Here is a 23,592-nt window from a genome sequence, read left to right as displayed (position 1 = left end):
CAAATGACCCAGGAATCGTATTACGCCAAGACGGCCTATGGGGCGACCGAAGTGCCCCAGCAAGAGCAATCCACTGAGCGGCCATGGATCATGCGTTTTGCCAAGGTCAGACTGCCTTGGGGTAATGCTGATGAAGTAACGCCCGTGAGTTTTGTGGAGGATTACTCACCACGAGACCTTCGAAATCAGGAGCAACTGAAGAGAGAGCGTGAAGAGCAAATAGCCAAAGGCACTTATGCTCCGAGCCCATTCGAGCATATTGATTTTCACATGAGGGATAATCACGAAAGTTTTAGATATGCACTTCTTCCTGCAAGCTCCCACTTCTGGATATACATGCAAGGAGTAGGACGCTTTTCGTTCTTTCTTCTTTTTGTTTTCAGTATCCCCGCTTACTTCGCAGTTATATCTATAGGATATGAGCCTATTTGGGAGTCAACGAAAACCTTATTTATTCAACTATTTTCCTGGCTTCTCGGCCTACCACTTCTATGCTGGGCCATCGGTTCATTCGTCATCAAGCACTTCCCCAACCTCTGGATAAAACCCTCCCGAGGCCCCATCTGGGAACTCAACCGCCGCACCGGCCTGGTCACGGTCTTCGACTACAAAAACAACGGCGAATATAAAAAGAACGGCACCATCGGTGAACTCACCGCGCCGTTCTACGAGTTTGATGCCTATATCGCCACGTCCCCGGACAGTCAGGGCATGCCGTTGAATGTGCTGTACCTCGCCCATCGCTACCGCAACATCATGATCAACTTCGGCGCGCTGCTGTGCCCCGGCCCCGACGTCCAGCCGCCCTGCGCCCTGTGGGATTTCATCCAGAACTACATGAACGTCAGCCGCCCGCTGCCGGATCTGCCGCAATACGAAGCATACCGCCACCTCGACCCCACCACCGCCGAATACGACCGCCTCACCGGCCGCAACCCCCGTTACTGGATCGACATGGACGACGCGACGTTCAAGCAGGTCGTCAATGACATGCACCAGCGCGTCGAGGAAATCGATACGTTCGAGCGGCCGAACCTGATGGCGGGATATGTGACCTATGTCGATTGATCGACGAAAAAGTGCGGCATGCGGTAAATGAACGCTAAACATGACTTTCGCGCCAGGACGCCTTTTCCAGTGATCTCGTCCAATACCTGCATTCGCATTGAAAGTAATTTGCCGGGCTTAATGGGTAACCTGGGTACGCTCAACATCAATGCCCACTGTCGACTTAATACCTTTGAACTCAAAGGTGGCCGCCTCAAAAGTGAAACCGTACCGTTCACTAAGCTGATCGATAGCCGCCTCGTCCCACCCAATGCCCAACGGCTGCTGCCGCAGGGTCTGGAACTGTTTTTCAAAACGCCAGCGAGCTACGCCTTCGACCCGGTAACAGGTTCCTCCGGTATCGCCCATCAATGGCAAGTCCGGGCTCAGTGCGTACTGGAGCAGCACCATCAACGCTGGCACTTTCCTGCGCCACCCCCGAAGGACGGCACGCCGTTTGATGCCACCCATATAAAACCCAACTTCGGCAGTGAGGGTGAACTTTATTGGGCAGATGAAGTGACAAATAAGATCACGAGGCGCTAACAAATGACCCAGGAATCGTATTACGCCAAGACGGCCTATGGGTCGACCGAAGTGCCCGTGCAAGAGCAATCCACTGAGCGGCCATGGATCATGCGTTTTGCCAAGGTCAGACTGCCTTGGGGGAGTGCTGATGAAGTAACGCCCGTGAGTTTTGTGGAGGATTACTCGCCACGAGACCTTCGAAATCAGGAGCAACTGAAGAGAGAGCGTGAAGAGCAAATAGCCAAAGGCACTTATGCTCCGAGCCCATTCGAGCATATTGATTTTCACATGAGGGATAACCATGAATGCTTTAGATATGCACTTCTTCCTGCAAGCTCCCACTTCTGGATATACATGCAAGGAGTAGGACGCTTTTCGTTCTTTCTGCTTTTTATTGTCAGTATTCCCGCCTACTTTTTAGGTGTATCAACAGGAAATGATCCTATTTGGGAGTCAACCAAAGTTATATTTATCCAAGTATTTTCCTGGCTTCTCGGCCTACCACTTCTCTCCTGGGCCATCGGTTCATTCGTCATCAAGCACTTCCCCAACCTCTGGATAAAACCCTCCCGAGGCCCCATCTGGGAACTCAACCGCCGCACCGGCCTGGTCACGGTCTTCGACTACAAAAACAACGGCGAATATAAAAAGAACGGCACCATCGGTGAACTCACCGCGCCGTTCTACGAGTTTGACGCCTACATCGCCACGTCCCCGGACAGTCAGGGCATGCCGTTGAATGTGCTGTACCTCGCCCATCGCTACCGCAACATCATGATCAACTTCGGCGCGCTGCTGTGCCCCGGACCCGACGTCCAACCGCCTTGCGCCCTGTGGGATTTCATCCAGAACTACATGAACGTCAGCCGCCCGCTGCCGGACCTGCCGCAATACGAGGAATACCGCCACCTCGACCCCACCACCGCCGAATACGACCGCCTCACCGGCCGCAACCCGCGTTACTGGATCGACATGGACGACGCGACGTTCAAGCAGGTCGTCAATGACATGCACCAGCGCGTCGAGGAGATCGATACGTTCGAGCGGCCGAACCTGATGGCGGGACACGTGACCTATGTCGATTGATGCCGATGCCCGGGAACGGGGCTCTGAGGGCGAACGCTTGGCGCAAAGGCGTTATATAAGGTGCACTAGGAAATTTCTGATAGCGCCAGATACCTGAAAGAATGCGGGGGACAGTTTCGCTGTCCTGACAGGGAAAGCTCCCTCATCAAAGCCCCCTCGCCCACTGGGGTATGTCGGACTGGAAAACGCCGGACTCACCCGATCCCCACCTGATTACGCCCATTCTTCTTCGCCAGATACAGCCCCTTATCCGCCGCCGAGATCAATTCGCGGCAATGGCTGCCTGCTGCCGGGGTGATGGTCGACAGGCCGATGCTGACGGTCAGGCTGGAGCCTTCGGTCGGGGAAATGTGCGGGATCTTCAGGGCTTCGATGGTCATGCGTAGTTTTTCCGCCACCAGCCGTGCGCCACCCTGAGAGGTGTTGGGCAGGACCAGGGCGAACTCTTCACCGCCGTAACGGGCCGGCAAGTCCGAAGGCCGGGCGCTGGCATCGCGGATCGCCGCGGCGACCCTGCGCAGGGCCTCGTCGCCTTCGAGATGGCCGAAGGTGTCGTTGTAGGTCTTGAAGTAATCCACATCGATCATCAGCAGCGACAATTGGCTCTGTTCGCGCAGGGATCGGCGCCACTCAAGCTCCATGTATTCATCGAAATGCCGACGGTTCGACAGCCCGGTCAGGCCGTCGGAGTTCATCAGGCGCTGCAGCACCAGATTGGTGTCGAGCAACTGCTGCTGGCTCACGCGCAAGGCGCGATACGCAGCGTCCCGCTGCAACAGGGTCATGTAGGAGCGCGAGTGATAGCGGATGCGCGCAACCAGTTCGATGTTGTCCGGCAGCTTGACCAGGTAATCGTTGGCCCCGGCCGCGAACGCCGCGCTCTTGATCAGTGGGTCTTCCTTGGTCGACAGGACAATGATCGGGATGTCCTTGGTCGCCGGGTGATTGCGGTACTCGCGCACCAGGCTCAGGCCGTCCAGACCGGGCATGACCAGGTCTTGAAGGATCACCGTCGGCTTGATGCGAACCGCATGGGCAACAGCCTGGTGCGGGTCGGCGCAGAAATGGAAGTCGATGTTTTCTTCGTTCGACAACCCGCGGCGCACCGCCTCGCCGATCATTGCCTGATCGTCCACCAACAGCACCATGGCGGCGTTTTCGTCAGTCTTGAAGTCGTCGAGCTGTAAATCAGTCATGTGCGTTCACCTGAATACTGCCTGGGCCAGGATTGCCGGGAAAAGTCGTCATTTGGGGAAAATCTCGAGCAATCGTGGCGCTATTTTTTCCAGCGGGCGAATTTCCATGGCGGCGTCGATGGCCGCGGCCGCCTTCGGCATGCCATACACCGCACTGCTTTGTTGGTCCTGCGCGATGGTCAGGTAGCCTTGCTGGCGCATGAGTTTAAGCCCTTGTGCACCATCACGCCCCATGCCGGTGAGCAAAACGCCCACTGCATCGCCGTTCCAGTGATTGGCCACGCTCTCGAAAAACACATCGATGGAAGGCCGATAGATTTCGTTGACCGGCTCGGCGGTGTAAGCCAGCGTGCCGTTTTTTAACAAACGAATATGGTGATTGGTGCCGGCCAGCAAAACCGTGCCGCTTTGCGGCGTTTCACCTTCCTGAGCCAGGCGCACGTTGAGACCGCTGGCGCTGCCGAGCCATTCGGCCATGCCGGCGGCGAACACCTGATCAACGTGTTGCACCAGCACGATGGCGGCGGAGAAATCCTTCGGCAGGCCCTTGAGCAAGACCTCCAGCGCCGCCGGCCCACCCGCCGAGGAACCGATGGCGATCAGGCGCTTGGCCGAGGCCGAACCGCGCAACGGACTCGGTGCCGGCCGCTCCCGTTGGCCCTTGTCGCCGATCAGCCAGCCGATGTTCATGATCTTGCGCAGCAGGGGCGCCGCCGCTTCCTGGGCGTTACCCGCACCGAGGGACGGGGTGTCGACCACATCCAGAGCACCATGGCCCATGGCTTCGAACACCCGGTGCACGTTTTGCTGGCGATCCACGGTGACGATGACAATGGCGCACGGGGTTTCGGCCATGATCCGCCGCGTGGCCTCCACCCCGTCCATCACCGGCATGATCAGGTCCATCAGAATCAGATCCGGCGTCTGTTCGGCAGCCTTTTGCACGGCCTCCCTGCCGTTGGCGGCGACCCAGATCACCTGGTGCGCCGGCTCGAAGGCCAGTGCCCGGCGCAGCGCCTCCACGGCCATGGGCATGTCGTTGACGATGGCGATTTTCATGCCCGCGCTCCTCCTATGAGCTCAACCACTGCATCGAGCAGGGCGTCGTCATGAAAACTGGCTTTGGCTAGATAATAGTCGGCTCCAGCGTCCAGTCCACGACGACGATCCTCTTCACGATCCTTGTAAGACACCACCATCACCGGCAGCGATTGCAGGCGATTGTCCCGACGCAACAGCGACACCAGTTCAATGCCGTCCATGCGCGGCATATCAATGTCGGTAATCAACAGATCGAAATCCTCCGAGCGCAGCGCATTCCAGCCATCCATGCCGTCGACCGCCACGGCCACGTCATAGCCCCGATTGAGCAACAGCTTGCGTTGCAACTCACGCACGGTCAGGGAGTCATCGACCACCAGAATCCGCTTGCGGGCCGCCTCGGCGGCCTGGTTGCCGTGTCGGGCAATGCGCTCCAGGCGCCCGGTATTGAGCAGTTTGTCCACCGAGCGCAGCATGTCCTCGACATCGACGATCAGCACCACCGAACCGTCGTCGAGCAAGGCCCCGGCAGAAATGTCCTGGATCTTGCCCAGACGCTCATCCAGCGGCAACACGACCAGGGTCCGCTCACCGATAAAGCGCTCGACCGCCACCCCATAGATCGTATCGCGCTCGCGGATCACCACGACTTTCAGAGTCTGTTGTTGGCCTTGATTCGCCGGGCGCTGCAACAGCTGACTGGCCGCCACCAGGCCAACGTGCCGGCCTTCATGCCAGAAATGCTGACGACCCTCGACCTGCACGATGTCGGCCGAATCCAGATCGCACATGCGCTCGATGTGGGCCAGCGGAAAGGCATAGGCCTCTCCGCCGACGTCCACCACCAGACTGCGCACCACCGACAGGGTCAGCGGCACTTCCAGATGAAAGCGACTGCCCTCGCCCGCCGTCTGCTCCAGCACCACCGCGCCCCGCAACTGGCGGACCATGTGCTGCACCGCATCCAGACCGACACCGCGTCCGGAGACTTCAGTGACGGTGTCGCGCAGGCTGAAACCCGGCAGGAACAGGAAAGTCAGCAGCTCCTCTTCGCTGAGCTGGGCAGCGGTTTGAGCTGGGGACAATTGGCGTTCGATGATGCTGCGGCGGACGTTCTCAAGGTCGACGCCGTTGCCGTCATCGCTCAGTTCCAGCACCAGCAAGCCCGCCTGATGGGAGGCACGCAAGCGAATCACGCCCTCGGCCGGTTTGCCCGCCAACAGCCGTTGTTCAGGGGTTTCGATACCGTGATCGACCGCATTGCGCAGCAGGTGCGTCAGCGGCGCTTCGAGTTTTTCCAGCACGTCGCGGTCAACCTGGGTCTTCTCGCCCTCAATTTCCAGACGCACTTGTTTACCGAGGCTGCGCCCGAGGTCGCGGACCATTCGCACCTGACCGTTCAAGACATCAGCGAAGGGCCGCATGCGACAGGCCAGCGCGGTGTCGTACAACACCTGCGCGCGCTGGCTGGCCTGCCAGGCGAACTCATCCAGCTCGGCGTTTTTTTCCACCAGCAATTGCTGGGACTCGGCCAACAGTCGACGCGCATCTTCGAGGGCTTCCCGGGCTTCGAGGCTCAGGGCGTGCTCCTTGAGATGGACGTTGAGGTTTTCCAGTGCTCGCAGGCTGTTGTTCTGGATGCGCTTGAGACGCTGCATGGTGGCCAGGTGCGGTTTGAGGCGCAGGGTTTCCACCAGGGATTTGCTCGACAGGTCGAGCAGGCTGTTCAGCCGCTCGGCGGTGACTCGCAACACGCGCTCGCCATTCTCGGTGGTGCGCCTGGACTTTTTCGGCGCTTGCGCAATCGGCTCGACGGCAGGAGCAGGTTCTTCGGCAAGGGACGCAGGCTCTTCAAGTTGAAGCTCTGCCACCAGGGATGCAGCCGTTGCCGTGACCGGTACGGCAGCCGCCGCCGGATCAAGCAGGCGTCCCATCAGGGCGACATAGGCCTCGATATCCGCCGGTACCGGAGCGTTGCTCGGCGTCGCGATACGCATCAACAAATCGGTGCCTTGCAGCAATGCATCGATGTGTTCGGGACGCAGCAGCAGGCGGCCTTCCTGGGCGCTGACCAGGCAGTCCTCCATCACGTGGGCAACGCTGACCCCGGCATCGACACCGACGATCCGCGCCGCGCCTTTGAGCGAGTGTGCCGCGCGCATGCACGATTCGAGTTGGTCGGCCTGGGTCGGATTGCGCTCCAGGGCCAGCAGACCGGTACTGAGCACTTGGGTCTGGGCCTCGGCTTCGAGGCTGAACAGTTCCAGCAAAGAGGCGTCGCGCATCTGCTCGGGGGTCATGTGAGGCTCCGGGTCACGGCGGACAACAGCTGCTCTTCATCCAGCCAACGCAGGCTGCGCCCCCTGAATTGCAAGACGCCACGGGTGTACCGGGCACTGGCCTGGGTGCCGGAGCGCGAGGCCGCATCAAGGATCTGCTCGTCGATGGCATGAATGCCGTCCACTTCGTCAACCGGCACCACCACGGGCCCGCCATGGGCGGCGATGATCAGCATGCGCGGCATGACCCGAGTGCCGGGGGCGACATTGCTGATGCTGTCGAGCCCCAACAATTCGACCAACGAGAGGCACGCCACCAGCGCACCGCGCACGTTCGCCACGCCGAGCAAGGCGCCGGAGCGCTGATGCGGCAGCGAGTGAATCGCTTGCAGTGGCGCAACTTCAACCAGACTGCGAGTGGCCAGGCCCAACCATTCTTCGCCGAGGCGGAACATCAACAGTGAGCGGGTTTTCACCTCGCTCTCCACGGCGCTGGACACCTGCAAGCGGTCGTCCTGCTGCAAGGCATAACGATCCAGCAGGCGCGTGGCGGCGGCCGAATACACGGCGCAATTGCGGCAATGAATGTGTTCGCTCAGCAGCGGGCAGGACTTGTCGCCATGGATACCGATACGGTTCCAGCAATCATCGATGGCCTGGGCATCTTCACGGGTGACGCTAAAGGTGGCGGAGGCGATCATCGTTTGCGCTCACTGTCAGCGGCGCGCTCGCTGCGGGCGGCGCGGTCCTGTAATCGTCTGGCTCCCACGGTGTCGCCCTGGGATTGCAGCAAGGCTGCCAGGTGCATCAACGCGTCGGGATGTTGCGGCTCGAGGTACAACGCCTTGCGATAAAAACCCTGGGCTTCCAGGACACTGCCGGCCACATCGCTGAGCAACCCGAGCCAGTAAAACACCTGGGCCACAGGTTCGTGGCTACGCAAGTAACTTTCGCACGCGGCACGGGCTTGGGCACTCTTGCCTTCGTTGGCCAGCGAAGCGATGTTGGCCAGCAGCGTGGCAGCGTCCGCGCCGTCAGTTTTTGCCGTATGCGCTGTCGGCGCCACGGACGCGAACGGGCGTCTGTGTACTGGCGCCGGCACCACGTTGCGCACCGGTCGCGGCACAGGCAATGGCGCAGGAACCATGGCCGGTAAAGGTTCGGGCTCCGCCGCGTGATGACGGCTGAAGGCAAAGGACTGTGCAATGCCAATGGAGCGCATGCCGAACCGTCCCAGCAGGCTGCCTTCTGCCGGGCCGATAAACAACACACCGTCGACGTGGGTCAGGCGCTTGAGCACTTCGAAAACCTGCTTTTGCGTGTCCTGATCGAAATAGATCAGCAGGTTGCGACAAAACACGAAGTCGTAGGGCGGCTCGTTGGCGAGCAACGCCGGATCGAGCACGTTGCCGACCTGAAAACGCACTTGATCCAGCACCCGTCCATCGAGGCGAAACCCGTCGTTTTCTGCCACGAAATACCGGTCGCGAAAGGCAATATCCTGCCCACGGAACGAATTCTTGCCGTAGAGCGCGCGCCGGGCTTTTTCCACCGACAGCGGGCTGACGTCCATGCCGTCGACCTTGAACTGGTGCGGCATGAGCCCGGCATCCAGCAACGTCATGGCAATCGAATAGGGTTCTTCGCCGGTTGAGCAAGGCAGGCTGAGAATCCGCAAAGCTCGCAGGTTATTGATTTCGGACAGGCGTTTGATCGCCAGTTTCGCCAGGGTGGCGAAGGACTCCGGGTAACGGAAAAACCAGGTTTCGGGGACGATCACCGCTTCGATCAGCGCCTGCTGTTCGTCTCGGGAACCCTGCAAGGTTTGCCAGTATTCATCGGTGGTCAACGCATTGGACGCGGTGCTGCGCTGGCGCACTGCACGCTCGATGATGGCGGGCCCCACGGAGGTGACGTCGAGGCCGATGCGTTCCTTGAGGAAATCGAAAAACCGCTGATCACCGCTCATGACCGCTCCTCAAGCAGCGCCAGATCCAGCGGTGGCGACGGGAACAGCAGCGCGCGGACCGGATCGTCCAGCAAGTCGGCGACCCGCACCCATTGCAGTAAACCCTGCGCATCTTCGCGCACAGGGCCGAGGTACGGCGCCTGGCGGTTATCGAGGCCGTAGGGCTGAAAATCCGCCGGGTTGCAACGCAGGGTGTCGGTGGCCTGTTCCAGAATCAGCCCGAGCAATTTCGGCGCGGCGCGTTCATCCGCGCGGTAATGGACCAGTACCAGACGCGTGCTGGTTCGAGCCTGGGCCGGGATACCAAACGTCAAGGCGCACAAGTCGATCACCGGCACCACCGCACCACGACAGGCGAATACCCCGGCGACCCAGTGCGGCGCGTGGGCAATCGGCTTCAGCGGCAGGCGCGGCAGCACTTCCGCGACCTCGGTGGCTTGCAAGGCATAGCGCTCGCTGCCAATGCGGAACACCAGAAACAACGCATGCAACGCCTGCTTCACGGCAGGGCGTTTGGCCGTGAGTTCGCTCATCAGACTTTGAATCGCGAGACGCCGCTACGCAGCCCCACGGCCACCTGACTCAGCTCGTCGATGGCGAAACTGGCCTGACGCAGGGATTCGACGGTCTGGCTGCTGGCATCGCCCAGTTGCACCAGGGCGTGATTGATCTGCTCGGCGCCGGTGGCCTGGGCCTGCATGCCCTCATTGACCATCAATACGCGCGGCGCCAGCGCCTGAACCTGATGGATGATTTGCGACAGCTGTTCGCCGACCTGCTGCACTTCGGACATGCCGCGGCGCACTTCCTCGGAGAACTTGTCCATGCCCATCACACCGGCCGACACCGCCGACTGAATCTCGCGCACCATCTGCTCGATGTCATAGGTGGCGACGGCGGTCTGGTCCGCCAGACGCCGCACTTCGGTCGCCACCACGGCAAACCCGCGGCCGTACTCCCCGGCCTTCTCGGCTTCGATCGCCGCATTGAGCGACAGCAGGTTGGTCTGGTCGGCGACTTTGACGATGGTCACCACCACCTGATTGATGTTGCCGGCCTTCTCGTTGAGGATCGCCAGTTTGGCGTTGACCAGATCGGCCGCCCCCATTACCGAGTGCATGGTTTCTTCCATGCGCGCCAACCCCTGCTGCCCGGAACCGGCGGCCACCGAGGCCTGATCGGCAGCGGTGGAGACCTCGGTCATGGTGCGTACCAGATCACGGGAAGTGGCCGCGATTTCACGGGAGGTCGCGCCGATTTCGGTCGTGGTGGCGGCGGTTTCGGTGGCGGTGGCCTGTTGCTGCCTGGACGTGGCGGCGATCTCGGTGACCGACGTGGTGACCTGCACCGACGAGCGTTGGGCCTGGGACACCAGCGAGGTCAGTTCGGTCATCATGTCGTTGAAGCCGGTTTCGACGGCACCGAATTCGTCCTTGCGCTCCAGGTTCAGACGATTGCTGAGGTCGCCGGTGCGCATCACTTCGAGGATGCTGACGATGCGGTTCATCGGCGCCATGATCGCGCGCATCAACAGCAGGCCGCAGAGGCCGGCAGCCAGTACGGCAACCAGCAGAGAGATGCCCATGCTGATTTTTGCCGTGACCACCGCGTTATCGATGGCCACTATGTCCTTGTCTGCCACCACTTTGTTTTCGTGGATGATGTCATCAAGCTTCATGCGGCCTGCCATCCAGGCCGGGATCAGCTGCTCATTAAACGTCTTGATCGCGTCTGCTGCCTGATTGCGCTTATGCAAGTCGAGTACAGCCGCTAACGCATTGTTGTAATCGGCATGAATCTTTTCGAAGGCCGCAAACTCGACTTTGTCTTCATCGGTGGTGATCGTGCCGCGATAGTTACTGATTTCCTCCTGCAGACGCGCTTCGTATTTTTTGTAATCCTCGACATCTTCTTTACTGATGCCCGAACTTTGCTTCAAACCCAGCAACTCCTGGGTCTGAATGAAACTTTCGGACCAGGCGCCGCGAATCATCGAGCTGTAATACACCCCCGGCAACGCGTCATCACGCACGCTGGCTTCGCTTTCCTCGATTTTCAATAACCGTGAATAAGAGGCGACGACCATCAACAGCATGATGGCGATAATTACCGCAAAGCTCGCCAAAATGCGTTGGCGCAACGTCCAGTTCTTCACAGTCAGTCCTCGGGGGCCATTTCAAATGCTGGGGAGTATAGCCGAGGGCGGTGTTTCATTTATAAGACGCTTGTGCACCACTTCTCATCCCGCCGAAATAGGCGGGACCGGCTCTGGATCGGGAATTTGCGCCATGGTTCAGGATACTGGCCAGTGGTGTTGCGCAAGCAGGGGGCGTGAATGGGCCATGAATGACGTTGTCGTGGCTGAAAAGGCTTCTCTGACAAGCCAGCTAGAGATCGATTCTGTAGAAGCTGGCTTGCCGGCGAAGGCAACCGGAAGGGCTACACCGAAGACTGGCGAACCTGCTTCTCCAGCTCCGCTTTCAAACCCGGTTCCAGCTTGAGCTGACGTGCCAGTTCATCCAGGTAGGACTTTTCCATAAAGCTTTCCTCATCCACCAGCATCACACTGGCGATGTACATCTCGGCGGCCATCTCCGGTGTGCTGGCCGCGCGGGCGACGTCGGCCGGGTCCAATGGCTTGTTGAGTTCGGCGTGCAACCAGTGTGCAAGCGCCTGATCGTTGTCCAGCCGGGTGAACTCACCCTCAATCAATTCGCGTTCGCGCTCGTCGATATGACCGTCGGCCTTGGCCGCCGCCACCAGGGCCTTGAGAATCGCCTGGCTGTGCGCTTCGACTTGCGCCATCGGTAAACGGTCAAGGGTTTGCGGCTCATGCCTGGGTGTCGTGCCCTGCTGGGCCTGCCAGTTGCCGTATGCCTTGTAGGCCAATACGCCCAGCGCCGCGAGGCCACCGTACACAGCCACCTTGCCTCCGACTTTGCGTGCCTTCTTGCTGCCCAACAGCAACCCCATGGCGCCCGCCGCCAGTGCACCGCCGCCAGCGCCCGAAAGCAGACCGCCAAGCCCGCTCGAGCCACCACTGCGGTCCCCAAGCATTCCGCCCAAGCCAGCGGACGTCTTGTTCTGCGTGCCGCCCGCCTTGTTCTGCAACAAGTCCTGGCCAGATTTGAGTAGCTGATCGAGCAATCCGCGGGTATTCATTTTCCGCCTCCATAAAAGGTGTAACCGGATTTGAGGCCCCAGCCTAGTTCGAAAGTGCCCGACCGCCGCCAGGGAGAGTGCTTCCAGATGTTGCTCTGGCGCTTTCGCTTACCGCTTGAAGCCTGTTTCGGTTTTTTAGATATACACTCGAACAAATCGATAAAAACCGCCCACCGGGTACGCTTCCCATGATGACCTTGCGTCAAATCCGTCATTTCATTGCCGTGGCCGAGACCGGCTCGATCTCCGCCGCCGCGCAAACCGCCTTTATTTCCCAATCCACCCTGACCCTGGCCATCCAGCAACTGGAGGAGGAAATAGGCGTCAGCCTGTTCAGCCGTCACGCCAAAGGCATGACCCTGACCCACCAGGGCCATCAATTCCTGCGCCAGGCACACTTGATCCTGGCCACCGTGGACAACGCCAAACGCAGCCTGCAACAGAGCACCGATCAGGTTGCCGGACAGTTGATCATCGGGGTGACCAGCCTGGTGGCCGGTTATTACCTGGCAGACTTGCTCACCCGCTTCCAGCGCGCCTACCCCAATGTCGAAATCCGCGTGATGGAAGACGAGCGCCCCTACATCGAACATTTGCTGGTCAGCGGCGAGATTGATGTCGGCGTGCTGATCCTCTCCAACCTCGAAGACCGCCACGCCCTGCAGACCGAAGTACTGACCCACTCACCCCACCGGCTCTGGCTGCCCGCCCAGCACCCGCTGCTGGAGCACGACAGCATCAACCTGGCCGATGTCGCCCGCGAGCCGTTGATTCAATTGAACGTCGATGAAATGGACCGCAATGCCCAACGCATGTGGACAGCAGCCTCACTGCAACCGCGCATTACCTTGCGCACCGCCTCGACCGAAGCCGTGCGAAGCCTGGTGGCCGCAGGCCTTGGCGTGTCCATTCAACCGGACATGACCTACCGCCCATGGTCACTGGAAGGCGACATCATCGAGGCGCGGCCGATTGCCGACCTCAGCCAGACCCTCGACGTCGGCCTGGCATGGCGGCGCGGCACGGCGCGCCCGGCCCTGGTGGACCCGTTCCTGACCGTCGCCCGCGAACAACCCCACGGCGGACGCAAGCCATCTATTTAATCGAACGCCACCTTCAGTATTTAGTATTTGTCGACCTCGGGTCCGCGCACTAGTCTTGCTCCATCTATAAGACGGCCGGCCCCAGTCACAGGGAGCAGCATGGCCACACAAGAAAAGAGAATCCGAAAAATGGCTGGCGCGCAGACCCCGTTGTTCACCGCCTTGTTGATCGATGGCGAATTGGTCGCGGGCCAGGGATTTGTCGAGCCGATTCTCAACCCGGCGACCGGCGAAGTCCTGACGCAGATCGCCGAAGCCAGCACCGAACAAGTCGAAGCCGCCATCCTCGCCGCCCACCGCGCCTTCGCCAGCTGGTCGCGGACCACTCCGCAGCAGCGTTCGAACCTGTTGCTGGACATCGCCAACGCCATCGAAAAAAACGCCGACCTGCTCGCCCGCCTCGAATCCCTGAACTGCGGCAAGCCGCTGCACCTGGCTCGCCAGGACGACTTGAGCGCGACAGTCGACGTGTTCCGTTTCTTCGCCGGTGCCGTGCGCTGCCAGACCGGGCAGCTCAGCGGCGAATACCTGCCGGGCTACACCAGCATGGTGCGGCGCGACCCTATCGGGGTCGTGGCGTCCATTGCGCCGTGGAACTACCCGATCATGATGGCCGCGTGGAAAATCGCCCCGGCCCTGGCCGCCGGCAACACGCTGGTGTTCAAACCGTCCGAGCACACGCCACTGTCGATCCTGGCCCTGGCGCCGGCATTGGCCGAGATTCTGCCGCGCGGCGTGATCAACATCGTTTGCGGCGGCGGTGAAGGCGTCGGCAGTCACCTGGTCAGCCACCCGAAAGTGCGCATGGTGTCGTTGACCGGCGATATCGTCACCGGGCAAAAAATCCTCCAGGCGGCAGCAAAAACCCTCAAGCGCACCCACCTCGAACTCGGCGGCAAGGCCCCGGTGATCGTCTGCAACGATGCCGACATTCAGGCGGTGGTCGAGGGCGTGCGCGCCTATGGCTATTACAACGCGGGCCAGGACTGCACCGCCGCCTGCCGGATTTATGCGCAGAACGGGATTCACGATCGCCTGGTGGCCGAACTCGGTGCGGCGGTCAGCAGCTTGCGCTTCGCCGGCAAACGCGATGCCGACAACGAACTCGGTCCGCTGATCAGCACTCGCCAACGTGACCGTGTGGCCAGTTTCGTCGAACGCGCCCTTGGCCAGCCGCACATCGAACGGGTGACGGGCGCCGCCGTGCATTCCGGCGCCGGTTTCTACTACCAGCCAACCTTGCTGGCCGGCTGCAAACAGACCGACGAAATCGTCCAGCGCGAAGTGTTCGGACCGGTGGTCACCGTGACCCGCTTCGATGAGCTGGAGCAAGCAGTGGACTGGGCCAACGATTCGGAATACGGCCTGGCGTCCTCGGTCTGGACCCAGAACCTCGACAAGGCGATGCAGGTCGCCGCGCGATTGCAGTACGGCTGCACCTGGATCAACAGCCATTTCATGCTGGTCAGCGAGATGCCCCATGGTGGCCTGAAGCGTTCGGGCTACGGCAAGGACCTGTCCAGCGATTCGCTCCAGGACTACAGCGTGGTACGGCACATCATGGCCCGCCACGGACAGCATCTCTGACTACGCTAATAACAAGCCGCTGACGGCATGCTTCACCCCGTTCAAAAACTGCCCCGACCATAATTTGAAGAAGAGGGAATTCCCATGTTCGTGCACAAGACCGCACTGCTCAGTGCAATCACCACCGCGCTGCTGGCCAGTGCCAGTGTCCAGGCCGCCGAGCCGCTGAAAGCTGTCGGGGCGGGCGAAGGCCAACTGGATATTGTGGCTTGGCCTGGCTACATCGAACGGGGCGAAAGCGACAAGGCCTACGATTGGGTCACGGGTTTCGAGAAGGAAACCGGCTGCAAGGTCAATGTAAAAACCGCCGCGACCTCCGACGAGATGGTCAGCCTGATGGCCAAGGGTGGTTACGACCTGGTGACAGCCTCCGGCGACGCCTCCCTGCGCCTGATCGTCGGCAAGCGTGTGCAGCCGATCAACACCTCGCTGATTCCAAACTGGAAAAACATCGACCCGCGCCTTAAGGACGGACCGTGGTACGTCGTCAATAAACAGACCTACGGCACCCCGTATCAGTGGGGTCCGAACGTATTGATGTACAACACCAACGTGTTCAAGACCGCACCTGACAGCTGGGGCGTGGTGTTCGAGGAACAGACCCTGCCAGATGGCAAGTCCAACAAAGGTCGCGTGCAGGCTTACGACGGCCCGATCTACATCGCCGATGCGGCGCTGTACCTCAAGGCGACCAAGCCGGAACTGGGCATCAAGAACCCCTACGAGCTGAACGAAGAGCAATACAAAGCGGCGCTGGCCCTGCTGCGCAAGCAACAGCCGTTGATCCACCGCTATTGGCATGATGCGACCGTGCAGATGAGCGACGTCAAAAACGAAGGCGTGGTGGCCTCCAGTAGCTGGGGCTACATGGTCAACGGCCTGGTGGCGGACAAGCAGCCAGTGGCCTCGGTCATTCCGAAAGAAGGTTCCACGGGCTGGGCCGACACCACCATGATGCACGTCGATGCCCAGCACCCGAACTGCGCTTACAAGTGGATGGACTGGTCGCTGCAACCGAAAGTCCAGGGTGACGTGGCGGCATGGTTCGGCTCGCTGCCAGCGGTGCCGGCGGCGTGCAAGGAGAGCGAGTTGCTCGGCGCCGAAGGCTGCAAAACCAACGGTTTCGACCAGTTCGACAAGATCGCCTTCTGGAAAACCCCGCAAGCTGAAGGCGGCAAATTCGTGCCGTACAGCCGCTGGACCCAGGACTACATCGCGATCATGGGCGGCCGCTAATTCTTGAAGTGAAGCAGGTCCCTGTGGGAGCGGGCTTGCCCGCGATGGCGGAGTGTCAGGCAACACCCTATTGACTGTGCTGACGCCATCGCTGGCAAGCCAGCTCCCACAGTTGATTACCTCTGTTGCCACTGCCGAGCAAGGCAGCCGGCTGTAGTTGACCGTTATTCGTTTTTTCAGAAGTCCAGGCAGGGCCGCTGCGACGGCCCTCGCCTTTTTGGAGCACCGCACCATGACGCTTGCAGTCCAGTTCACCAACGTTTCCCGTCAGTTCGGCGAAGTGAAAGCCGTTGACCGGGTTTCCATCGACATCCAGGACGGCGAGTTTTTCTCCATGCTGGGGCCTTCCGGCTCGGGCAAAACCACCTGTTTGCGCCTGATCGCCGGTTTCGAACAACCGAGCGCGGGCTCTATCCGGATTCATGGCGAGGAAGCCGCCGGGCTCCCGCCGTACCAGCGTGACGTGAACACCGTATTCCAGGATTACGCGCTGTTTCCGCACATGAACGTTCTCGACAACGTCGCCTATGGTTTGAAAGTCAAAGGCGTCGGCAAGACCGAACGCCTCAAACGCGCCGAAGAAGCCCTCGACATGGTCGCCCTCGGCGGTTACGGCGAGCGCAAGCCGGTGCAACTCTCCGGCGGCCAGCGCCAACGCGTGGCCCTGGCCCGCGCCCTGGTCAATCGTCCGCGCGTGCTGCTGCTCGACGAACCCCTCGGCGCGCTGGACCTGAAACTGCGCGAACAAATGCAGGGCGAGCTGAAGAAGCTGCAACGCCAGCTCGGCATTACCTTCATCTTCGTCACCCACGACCAGACCGAAGCGCTGTCCATGTCCGATCGCGTGGCCGTGTTCAACAAGGGACGCATCGAACAAGTCGACAGCCCGCGCAATCTCTACATGAAACCGGCGACCACCTTTGTCGCCGAATTCGTCGGCACCTCCAACGTGATTCGCGGCGACCTGGCGAAACAGCTGAGCGGCAACCCACAGCCGTTTTCGATTCGCCCGGAACACGTGCGCTTCGCCGAAGGCCCGCTGGCCGCACACGAAATTGAAGTCAGCGGCTTGCTGCACGACATCCAGTACCAGGGCAGTGCCACCCGCTATGAACTGAAGCTGGAAAACGGCCAGACCCTGAACATCAGCCAGGCCAACAACCAGTGGCTGGATGTCAGCGCCCAGCACCAGACCGGGCAACGCATCAGCGCACGCTGGGCTCGCGAAGCCATGGTGCCGCTGTTCGACACCGTTGCAGGCGGGGTGTGACATGAACACCGTGGCACTCTCTCAAACCCGGTCGGGCGGCTCGCCGTTGCACAGGTTTTCCAATCTGCTGTATCGCCGGCCAAACCTGTACCTGTCGCTATTGCTGGTGCCGCCGCTACTGTGGTTCGGCGCGATCTACCTGGGCTCGTTGCTGACCTTGTTGTGGCAGGGTTTCTACACCTTCGATGACTTCACCATGGCGGTCACGCCGGAACTGACCCTGGCGAACTTCGCCGCGCTGTTCCAGCCATCGAACTTCGACATCATCCTGCGCACCCTGAGCATGGCCATCGTGGTCTCGATCGCCAGCGCCATCGTTGCGTTTCCGATCGCCTACTACATGGCGCGCTACACCACCGGCAAGACCAAGGCGTTTTTCTACATCGCGGTGATGATGCCGATGTGGGCCAGTTACATCGTCAAGGCCTATGCCTGGACTTTGCTGCTGGCCAAGGGCGGCGTGGCGCAGTGGTTCGTGCAGCACCTGGGCCTGGAGCCGGTTTTACAGTTCGTGCTGGGCATTCCCGGTGTGGGCGGCAGCACCTTGTCGACCTCGCACCTGGGGCGCTTCATGGTGTTTGTCTATATCTGGCTGCCGTTCATGATCCTGCCGATCCAGGCGTCGCTGGAACGCCTGCCGCCGTCGCTGCTGCAAGCGTCCGCCGACCTCGGCGCCAAGCCGCGCCAGACGTTCATGCAAGTGATTCTGCCGCTGTCGATTCCGGGCATTGCCGCCGGTTCGATCTTCACGTTCTCGCTGACCCTCGGCGACTTCATCGTGCCGCAACTGATCGGTCCGCCGGGTTACTTCGTCGGCAGCATGGTGTACGCCCAACAAGGCGCGATCGGCAACATGCCGATGGCCGCTGCCTTCACCCTGGTGCCGATCGTGCTGATCGCCATTTACCTGTCCATCGTCAAACGCCTGGGGGCCTTCGATGCACTCTGAAAAGGCTTCAATCGGTCTGAAAATCGCGGCCTGGGGCGGGTTGGTGTTCTTGCACTTCCCGATCCTGATCATCTTCATGTACGCCTTCAACACCGAAGACGCGGCGTTCAGCTTTCCGCCCAAGGGCTTCACCCTGAAGTGGATAGGCGTGGCGTTCTCGCGGCCTGACGTGCTGGAAGCGATCAAGCTGTCGCTGCAGATTGCCTCGATTGCCACGCTGATCGCCCTGGTCCTTGGCACGCTGGCATCGGCGGCGCTGTACCGCCGGGACTTCTTCGGCAAGCAAGGCATTTCGCTGATGCTGATCCTGCCGATCGCCCTGCCAGGGATCATCACCGGTATCGCGCTGCTGGCGACCTTCAAGACCCTGGGCATCGAGCCGGGAATGTTCACCATCATCGTCGGTCACGCGACCTTCTGTGTGGTGATCGTCTACAACAACGTCATCGCCCGCTTGCGCCGCACCTCGCACAGTTTGATCGAGGCCTCGATGGACCTCGGCGCCGACGGCTGGCAGACCTTCCGCTACATCGTCCTGCCGAACCTCGGCTCGGCGCTGCTGGCCGGCGGCATGCTCGCTTTCGCGCTGTCGTTCGACGAAATCATCGTGACCACCTTCACCGCCGGCCATGAACGCACCCTGCCGCTGTGGCTGCTCAATCAGCTGAGCCGCCCACGGGACGTGCCGGTAACCAACGTCGTCGCGATGCTGGTGATGATGGTGACCATGCTGCCGATCCTCGGCGCTTATTACCTGACCCGTGGCGGTGAAAGCGTTGCGGGCAGTGGCGGCAAATAACCGAAACCCAATTCCCGATGTGGAAACCGGCTCCTGTGGGAGCCGGGTTCCACAGAACAAAACAATGGATTCGAAGAGGAGAAGAACATGCAAACCCAACTCTTGATCAACGGCCAGCTCGTCAATGGCGAAGGCCCTGCCCAACCCGTGTTCAACCCGGCGCTGGGCCGCGTGCTGGTGGAAATCAACGAAGCCAGCGAAGTCCAGGTCGATGCTGCCGTGCGCGCCGCCGATGCCGCGTTTGACAGCTGGTCACACACCCCGCCGAAAGAACGCTCGCTGCTGCTGCTCAAACTGGCCGACGCCATCGAAGCCCATGGCGAAGAGCTGGCCAAACTGGAATCGGACAACTGCGGCAAACCCTACAGCGCTGCGCTGAACGACGAGATCCCGGCGATTGCCGACGTGTTCCGTTTCTTCGCCGGTGCCAGCCGCTGCATGAGCGGTTCGGCCGGGGGTGAATACCTGCCGGGCCACACCTCGATGATCCGCCGCGACCCGGTGGGCGTGATCGCCTCCATCGCGCCGTGGAACTACCCGCTGATGATGGTCGCCTGGAAAATCGCCCCGGCCCTCGCCGCCGGTAATACCGTGGTGCTCAAGCCGTCGGAACAAACGCCGCTGACCGCACTGCGCCTGGCACAACTGGCGTCGGAAATTTTCCCGGCCGGCGTGCTCAATCTGGTGTTCGGCCGTGGCCCTACCGTGGGTAGCCCGCTGGTCACCCATCCGAAAGTGCGCATGGTGTCGCTGACCGGTTCGATCGCCACCGGTTCGAACATCATTTCCAGCACCGCCGACAGCGTCAAACGCATGCACATGGAACTGGGCGGCAAGGCCCCGGTGATCATCTTCGACGACGCCGATATCGACGCCGCCGTGGAAGGCATTCGTACCTTCGGCTTCTACAACGCCGGGCAGGACTGCACTGCTGCCTGCCGCATCTACGCGCAGGAAGGCATCTACGACAAGTTCGTCGAGAAGCTCGGCGCGGCCGTCAGCAGCATCAAGTACGGCTTGCAGGACGACCCGTCGACCGAGCTCGGCCCACTGATCACCGCGCAACATCGCGACCGCGTGGCCGGGTTCGTCGAGCGCGCCGTGGCGCAACCGCACATCCGGTTGATCACCGGCGGCAAAGCGGTGGAAGGCAACGGTTTCTTCTTCGAACCGACGGTGCTGGCCGATGCCCAGCAGGACGACGAAATCGTCCGTCGCGAAGTGTTCGGGCCGGTGGTGTCGGTGACCAAATTCACCGATGAAGCGCAGGTATTGGGCTGGGCCAACGATTCGGACTACGGCCTGGCCTCGTCGGTGTGGACCGCCGACGTCGGTCGTGCCCATCGCCTGTCGGCGCGCTTGCAGTACGGCTGCACCTGGGTGAACACCCACTTCATGCTGGTCAGTGAAATGCCTCACGGCGGTCAGAAACTCTCCGGCTACGGCAAGGACATGTCCATGTATGGCCTGGAGGATTACACCGTCGTGCGGCATGTGATGTTCAAGCATTAAAAAACAAAAGCATCGCTGGCAAGCCAGCTCCCACATGATCTCCGCAATCCCTGTGGGAGCTGGCTTGCCAGCGATGGTGTCACCTCGGTTTCAAGGCAGAAACCGGCAGTACGCACCACCAGGTTCCAACCAAAGAAGCCAAAACAATAACCACCGATCCGGGCAGCGCCGCCAAGGCTCTGCCACGGTTTCGGACATCCGAAATCTGCCGATTTTCCGGAGCAACCACTATGAGTGCAACACCCGAACTCTCTGCCGGCGTGGTCGATAGCGACGCCGAGCAGCTACGTAAACTGGGTTATACGTCCAATTTCAATCGCAGCATGAGCCTGTGGGAAAACTTCGCCCTGGGCTTCACTTATCTGTCCCCGGTCGTAGGGGTTTATACCCTCTTCGGCCTGTGCCTCGCTGCTGGCGGGCCACCGATGTTCTGGGCTTACCTGCTGGTCGGTTGCGGCCAACTGCTTGTGTGCCTGATCTTCGGTGAAGTGGTGTCGCAATTCCCGATTTCCGGTGGGGTGTACCCATGGGCCCGTCGATTGGTGGGCAAACGCTGGGCGTGGATGGTCGGCTGGATCTACTCCATCGCCCTGTGCGTGACCATCGCCGCCGTTGCCGTGGGTGCAGGTCCTTACCTCGCCGCCATGATGGGTTTTGAACCGAACAACAACACCAACATCGTCATCGCCCTGTTCCTGACGCTGTTCGCCACGCTGATCAACCTCAGCGGCACCAAAGTGCTGGCGCGCATTGCCATGTTCGGCTTCCTCTGCGAACTGATCGGCGCGGTGATCGTCGGTGTCTACCTGTTGGTTTTCGAACGTCATCAGCCGCTCAGCGTGCTGCTCAACACCTTCGACATCAGCGTCGACGGCTCGTACCTGCCGGCCTTCCTCACCGCCTCGCTGGCAGGGATGTTCCTGTACTACGGCTTCGAGGCCTGCGGTGACGTCGCCGAAGAAACGCCGAACCCGAGTGCAAAAATCCCGGTGGCCATGCGCATGACCATCTACATCGGCGGCATCGCGGCGATGTTCGCCTGCCTGGCGCTGATCCTCGCCGTGCCAGACATGCAAGCAGTGATCAACGGCACCGACAAGGACCCGGTCACCACCATCCTCAACAACGCCTTCGGCCCGGTGGGTTCGAAAGTGGTGATGGGCGTGGTCATGATTTCCTTCATCTCCTGCGTCATCAGCCTGCAAGCGGCGGCGAGCCGACTGCTGTATTCCTACGCGCGTGACGAGATGGTGATCGGCAGCCGACTGCTGAAAAAGATTTCTCCTACGACTCAAGTTCCCGTTTCTGCGCTGTTCGTGTCCGGTGTCCTGCCGGCCCTCATCATCATCCTCGGCTTCTTCCTGCAGGATGCCGTGGCCACCATCGTCAGCTTCGCCGCCATCGGCATCTACCTGGCGTTCCAGATGATCGTGCTCGCGGCGCTGTTTGCCCGACTCAAAGGCTGGAAACCGAGCGGCAAATTCACCCTCGGTGCCTGGGGCTGGCTGGTGAACATCGGTGCACTGGCCTATGGCCTCGGCGCCATCGTCAACATGGCCTGGCCACGTACCCCGGACGCTGCGTGGTACATCAACTACGCCATGGTCCTGAGCACCGCCATCGTCATTGGCCTGGGCCTGCTGTACATGTGGATCGCCAAGCCGTACGACCACGGTACCGCGCCTGCCGGGGATGCCTGGAAGGTGAGCCGGTAACGGTATTTGCCTTTGATCGAAGACCCTGCCCGCAGTGATGCGGGTGGGGTTCGAGTGGCTAAAGCGGTTGTGGCTGGATGAGCGTTTCGATGAACAAAAAACCGCCCTTTGAGGCGGTTTTGCTGTTACAGAAGGCGGCCTTAACCCTGTTGCCTGGACAACGTTCTGCTCTCTTTGCCAGACCCTGTAAAACAAAAGAGCGCTAGATTCAGCTCAGCCGGGAACAATCAAATTGACCGATGGGAAATAGCTCCGATATCGCCTGGCATCTCGTGTCAGCAACGGCAGCCTTTTCACGGCTGCATGGGCACCAATGAAAAAATCTGCCAACACATTGTGCTTGCTGCCACCCACTTTCCGATATCGAACGAATGCTTTACCAGCCAGAAACAACGCTGGTCGGGGAACTTCCTGCATCACCAACCCGAGTTGATTCACCACATCATCCAGCGCTTCAAATGTTGAGAACGCCTGAGACAGCTCGGCGTAGATAATCGGGTTTATCACCAGTTCATGCACCCGGGATTGAGCGCGCATCTGCTGGATAGACCAATCAGCCCACGTGGGATCGTCTTCCAGAACATCGATAAGTACATTTGTATCGACCAAGACCATCAATCGTCCCCACGAAGTAAAGCCATCAGTTCATCTGTTCGCCATTTGATATCCGCCTTGCCTCGCACAGCATCGAATCGATCAGGCGCATTGGCCTTGCCTGATTTGATCCTGGCACTGTGCAACACCACTTCGCCCTGTTCGTTGACACTGAATTCTACGGCCGCCCCCGGCGTCAGATGCAATGCATCCCGAATGGGCTTAGGAATGGTTACCTGGCCTTTGCTGGTCATGGTCGACATACCACTCTCCTTTGAGTATTACCAATCAGAACAAAGTAATACCTGACCTGAGCCTCTGCAACCGCCACTTATCGAAGGGTTGCTCTGTTCCCAGACGCCAATAAATAACGAATAAATTGCCCTTTGGGTGCCGTGTTCCCGCGTCCTGCGTAAAAACAGAAGGCTCCTTGTATGTTGGCCAAACACTCGGCGAGAGCAGCTAAGCTCGTCGGTGTCGTCAAAACGATGTGTTTCTGGGGGAGGCCGACGGCTCCTG

At 60.4% G+C, this 23,592-nt stretch carries 21 protein-coding genes; 11 read left to right on the top strand and 10 right to left on the bottom strand.

What is annotated here, in order from left to right:
* Positions 1 to 3 precede the first annotated feature (3 nt).
* Genes ACVWYU_RS28600 through ACVWYU_RS28590 form a run of 3 tightly spaced genes read left to right on the top strand, consistent with a single transcriptional unit; the run spans position 4 to position 2,661 of the window.
* Positions 4 to 1,068, top strand: a complete 1,065-nt coding sequence (locus ACVWYU_RS28600) for a hypothetical protein (protein WP_457374283.1) — start codon at positions 4 to 6, stop codon at positions 1,066 to 1,068.
* Between the two features lie 27 nt (positions 1,069 to 1,095).
* Positions 1,096 to 1,593, top strand: coding sequence for a hypothetical protein (locus tag ACVWYU_RS28595; RefSeq protein ID WP_457374282.1), 498 nt, complete (start codon positions 1,096 to 1,098; stop codon positions 1,591 to 1,593).
* 3 nt (positions 1,594 to 1,596) lie between these two features.
* Entirely contained in the window at positions 1,597 to 2,661 is a 1,065-nt protein-coding gene (locus ACVWYU_RS28590) for a hypothetical protein (RefSeq protein ID WP_457374281.1), read from the top strand.
* A gap of 194 nt (positions 2,662 to 2,855) precedes the next feature.
* Here the strand turns inward: ACVWYU_RS28590 and ACVWYU_RS28585 are convergent, their stop codons facing one another.
* The 8 genes from ACVWYU_RS28585 to ACVWYU_RS28550 form a co-directional block, all read right to left on the bottom strand.
* Positions 2,856 to 3,857, bottom strand: coding sequence for a response regulator (locus ACVWYU_RS28585; RefSeq protein WP_248914464.1), 1,002 nt, complete (start codon positions 3,855 to 3,857; stop codon positions 2,856 to 2,858).
* 48 nt (positions 3,858 to 3,905) lie between these two features.
* The gene (gene cheB / locus ACVWYU_RS28580) at positions 3,906 to 4,916 is read right to left on the bottom strand and encodes a chemotaxis-specific protein-glutamate methyltransferase CheB (RefSeq protein ID WP_457374280.1); all 1,011 of its coding nucleotides are present in this window, start codon (positions 4,914 to 4,916) and stop codon (positions 3,906 to 3,908) included.
* Positions 4,913 to 7,198, bottom strand: a complete 2,286-nt coding sequence (locus tag ACVWYU_RS28575) for a response regulator (protein WP_457374279.1) — start codon at positions 7,196 to 7,198, stop codon at positions 4,913 to 4,915. Before ACVWYU_RS28575 ends, cheB begins: the two co-directional genes overlap by 4 nt.
* Positions 7,195 to 7,878: a chemotaxis protein CheW gene (locus ACVWYU_RS28570; RefSeq protein ID WP_248914462.1), complete on the bottom strand. Its 684-nt coding sequence runs from the start codon at positions 7,876 to 7,878 to the stop codon at positions 7,195 to 7,197. The genes ACVWYU_RS28575 and ACVWYU_RS28570 overlap by 4 nt, the downstream gene beginning before the upstream one ends.
* Positions 7,875 to 9,146: a CheR family methyltransferase gene (locus ACVWYU_RS28565; RefSeq protein ID WP_457374278.1), complete on the bottom strand. Its 1,272-nt coding sequence runs from the start codon at positions 9,144 to 9,146 to the stop codon at positions 7,875 to 7,877. The genes ACVWYU_RS28570 and ACVWYU_RS28565 overlap by 4 nt, the downstream gene beginning before the upstream one ends.
* Positions 9,143 to 9,679 (bottom strand): chemotaxis protein CheW, encoded by a 537-nt coding sequence (locus ACVWYU_RS28560; RefSeq protein WP_457374277.1) that lies wholly within the window; start codon positions 9,677 to 9,679, stop codon positions 9,143 to 9,145. Before ACVWYU_RS28560 ends, ACVWYU_RS28565 begins: the two co-directional genes overlap by 4 nt.
* Positions 9,679 to 11,301, bottom strand: coding sequence for a methyl-accepting chemotaxis protein (locus ACVWYU_RS28555; RefSeq protein ID WP_457374276.1), 1,623 nt, complete (start codon positions 11,299 to 11,301; stop codon positions 9,679 to 9,681). The genes ACVWYU_RS28560 and ACVWYU_RS28555 overlap by 1 nt, the downstream gene beginning before the upstream one ends.
* A gap of 284 nt (positions 11,302 to 11,585) precedes the next feature.
* Complete coding sequence (locus ACVWYU_RS28550) at positions 11,586 to 12,308, bottom strand: tellurite resistance TerB family protein (protein WP_457374275.1); 723 nt, start codon at positions 12,306 to 12,308, stop codon at positions 11,586 to 11,588.
* 188 nt (positions 12,309 to 12,496) lie between these two features.
* Here ACVWYU_RS28550 and ACVWYU_RS28545 point away from each other — a divergent pair, with 188 nt between their 5' ends.
* The 8 genes from ACVWYU_RS28545 to ACVWYU_RS28510 all read left to right on the top strand — a co-directional run bounded on the left by ACVWYU_RS28545 (position 12,497) and on the right by ACVWYU_RS28510 (position 22,479).
* Positions 12,497 to 13,411 carry a LysR family transcriptional regulator gene (locus tag ACVWYU_RS28545; RefSeq protein ID WP_090316798.1) on the top strand — a complete coding sequence of 305 codons (915 nt, stop codon included), beginning with the start codon at positions 12,497 to 12,499 and terminating at the stop codon, positions 13,409 to 13,411.
* A gap of 99 nt (positions 13,412 to 13,510) precedes the next feature.
* Positions 13,511 to 14,998, top strand: coding sequence for a gamma-aminobutyraldehyde dehydrogenase (locus ACVWYU_RS28540; protein WP_090316795.1), 1,488 nt, complete (start codon positions 13,511 to 13,513; stop codon positions 14,996 to 14,998).
* An 84-nt stretch (positions 14,999 to 15,082) separates the two neighbouring features.
* Positions 15,083 to 16,234 carry a putative ABC transporter substrate-binding protein YdcS gene (gene ydcS, locus ACVWYU_RS28535; RefSeq protein ID WP_090316792.1) on the top strand — a complete coding sequence of 384 codons (1,152 nt, stop codon included), beginning with the start codon at positions 15,083 to 15,085 and terminating at the stop codon, positions 16,232 to 16,234.
* A gap of 232 nt (positions 16,235 to 16,466) precedes the next feature.
* The gene (locus ACVWYU_RS28530; protein ID WP_247257946.1) at positions 16,467 to 17,504 is read left to right on the top strand and encodes an ABC transporter ATP-binding protein; all 1,038 of its coding nucleotides are present in this window, start codon (positions 16,467 to 16,469) and stop codon (positions 17,502 to 17,504) included.
* 1 nt (position 17,505) lies between these two features.
* On the top strand, positions 17,506 to 18,453 hold the full coding sequence (locus ACVWYU_RS28525; RefSeq protein ID WP_247257947.1) for an ABC transporter permease: 948 nt from the start codon (positions 17,506 to 17,508) through the stop codon (positions 18,451 to 18,453).
* Complete coding sequence (locus tag ACVWYU_RS28520; RefSeq protein WP_090316783.1) at positions 18,443 to 19,252, top strand: ABC transporter permease; 810 nt, start codon at positions 18,443 to 18,445, stop codon at positions 19,250 to 19,252. Before ACVWYU_RS28525 ends, ACVWYU_RS28520 begins: the two co-directional genes overlap by 11 nt.
* An 87-nt stretch (positions 19,253 to 19,339) precedes the next feature.
* A complete protein-coding gene (locus ACVWYU_RS28515; RefSeq protein WP_090316780.1) occupies positions 19,340 to 20,764 on the top strand; it encodes a gamma-aminobutyraldehyde dehydrogenase in 1,425 nt (474 codons plus the stop codon).
* Between the two features lie 230 nt (positions 20,765 to 20,994).
* On the top strand, positions 20,995 to 22,479 hold the full coding sequence (locus ACVWYU_RS28510; protein ID WP_247257951.1) for an APC family permease: 1,485 nt from the start codon (positions 20,995 to 20,997) through the stop codon (positions 22,477 to 22,479).
* 213 nt (positions 22,480 to 22,692) lie between these two features.
* On the opposite strand, the gene ACVWYU_RS28505 is transcribed toward ACVWYU_RS28510, so the two are convergent.
* The gene (locus ACVWYU_RS28505; RefSeq protein WP_248914457.1) at positions 22,693 to 23,094 is read right to left on the bottom strand and encodes a type II toxin-antitoxin system VapC family toxin; all 402 of its coding nucleotides are present in this window, start codon (positions 23,092 to 23,094) and stop codon (positions 22,693 to 22,695) included.
* Positions 23,094 to 23,336 carry an AbrB/MazE/SpoVT family DNA-binding domain-containing protein gene (locus ACVWYU_RS28500; protein ID WP_248914456.1) on the bottom strand — a complete coding sequence of 81 codons (243 nt, stop codon included), beginning with the start codon at positions 23,334 to 23,336 and terminating at the stop codon, positions 23,094 to 23,096. Before ACVWYU_RS28500 ends, ACVWYU_RS28505 begins: the two co-directional genes overlap by 1 nt.
* Positions 23,337 to 23,592 lie beyond the last annotated feature (256 nt).

It is taken from the genome of Pseudomonas sp. TE12234 (assembly GCF_054061835.1).
Note: the sequence above shows the minus strand (reverse complement) of the source record. Positions and strands in the feature narration are given on the sequence as shown.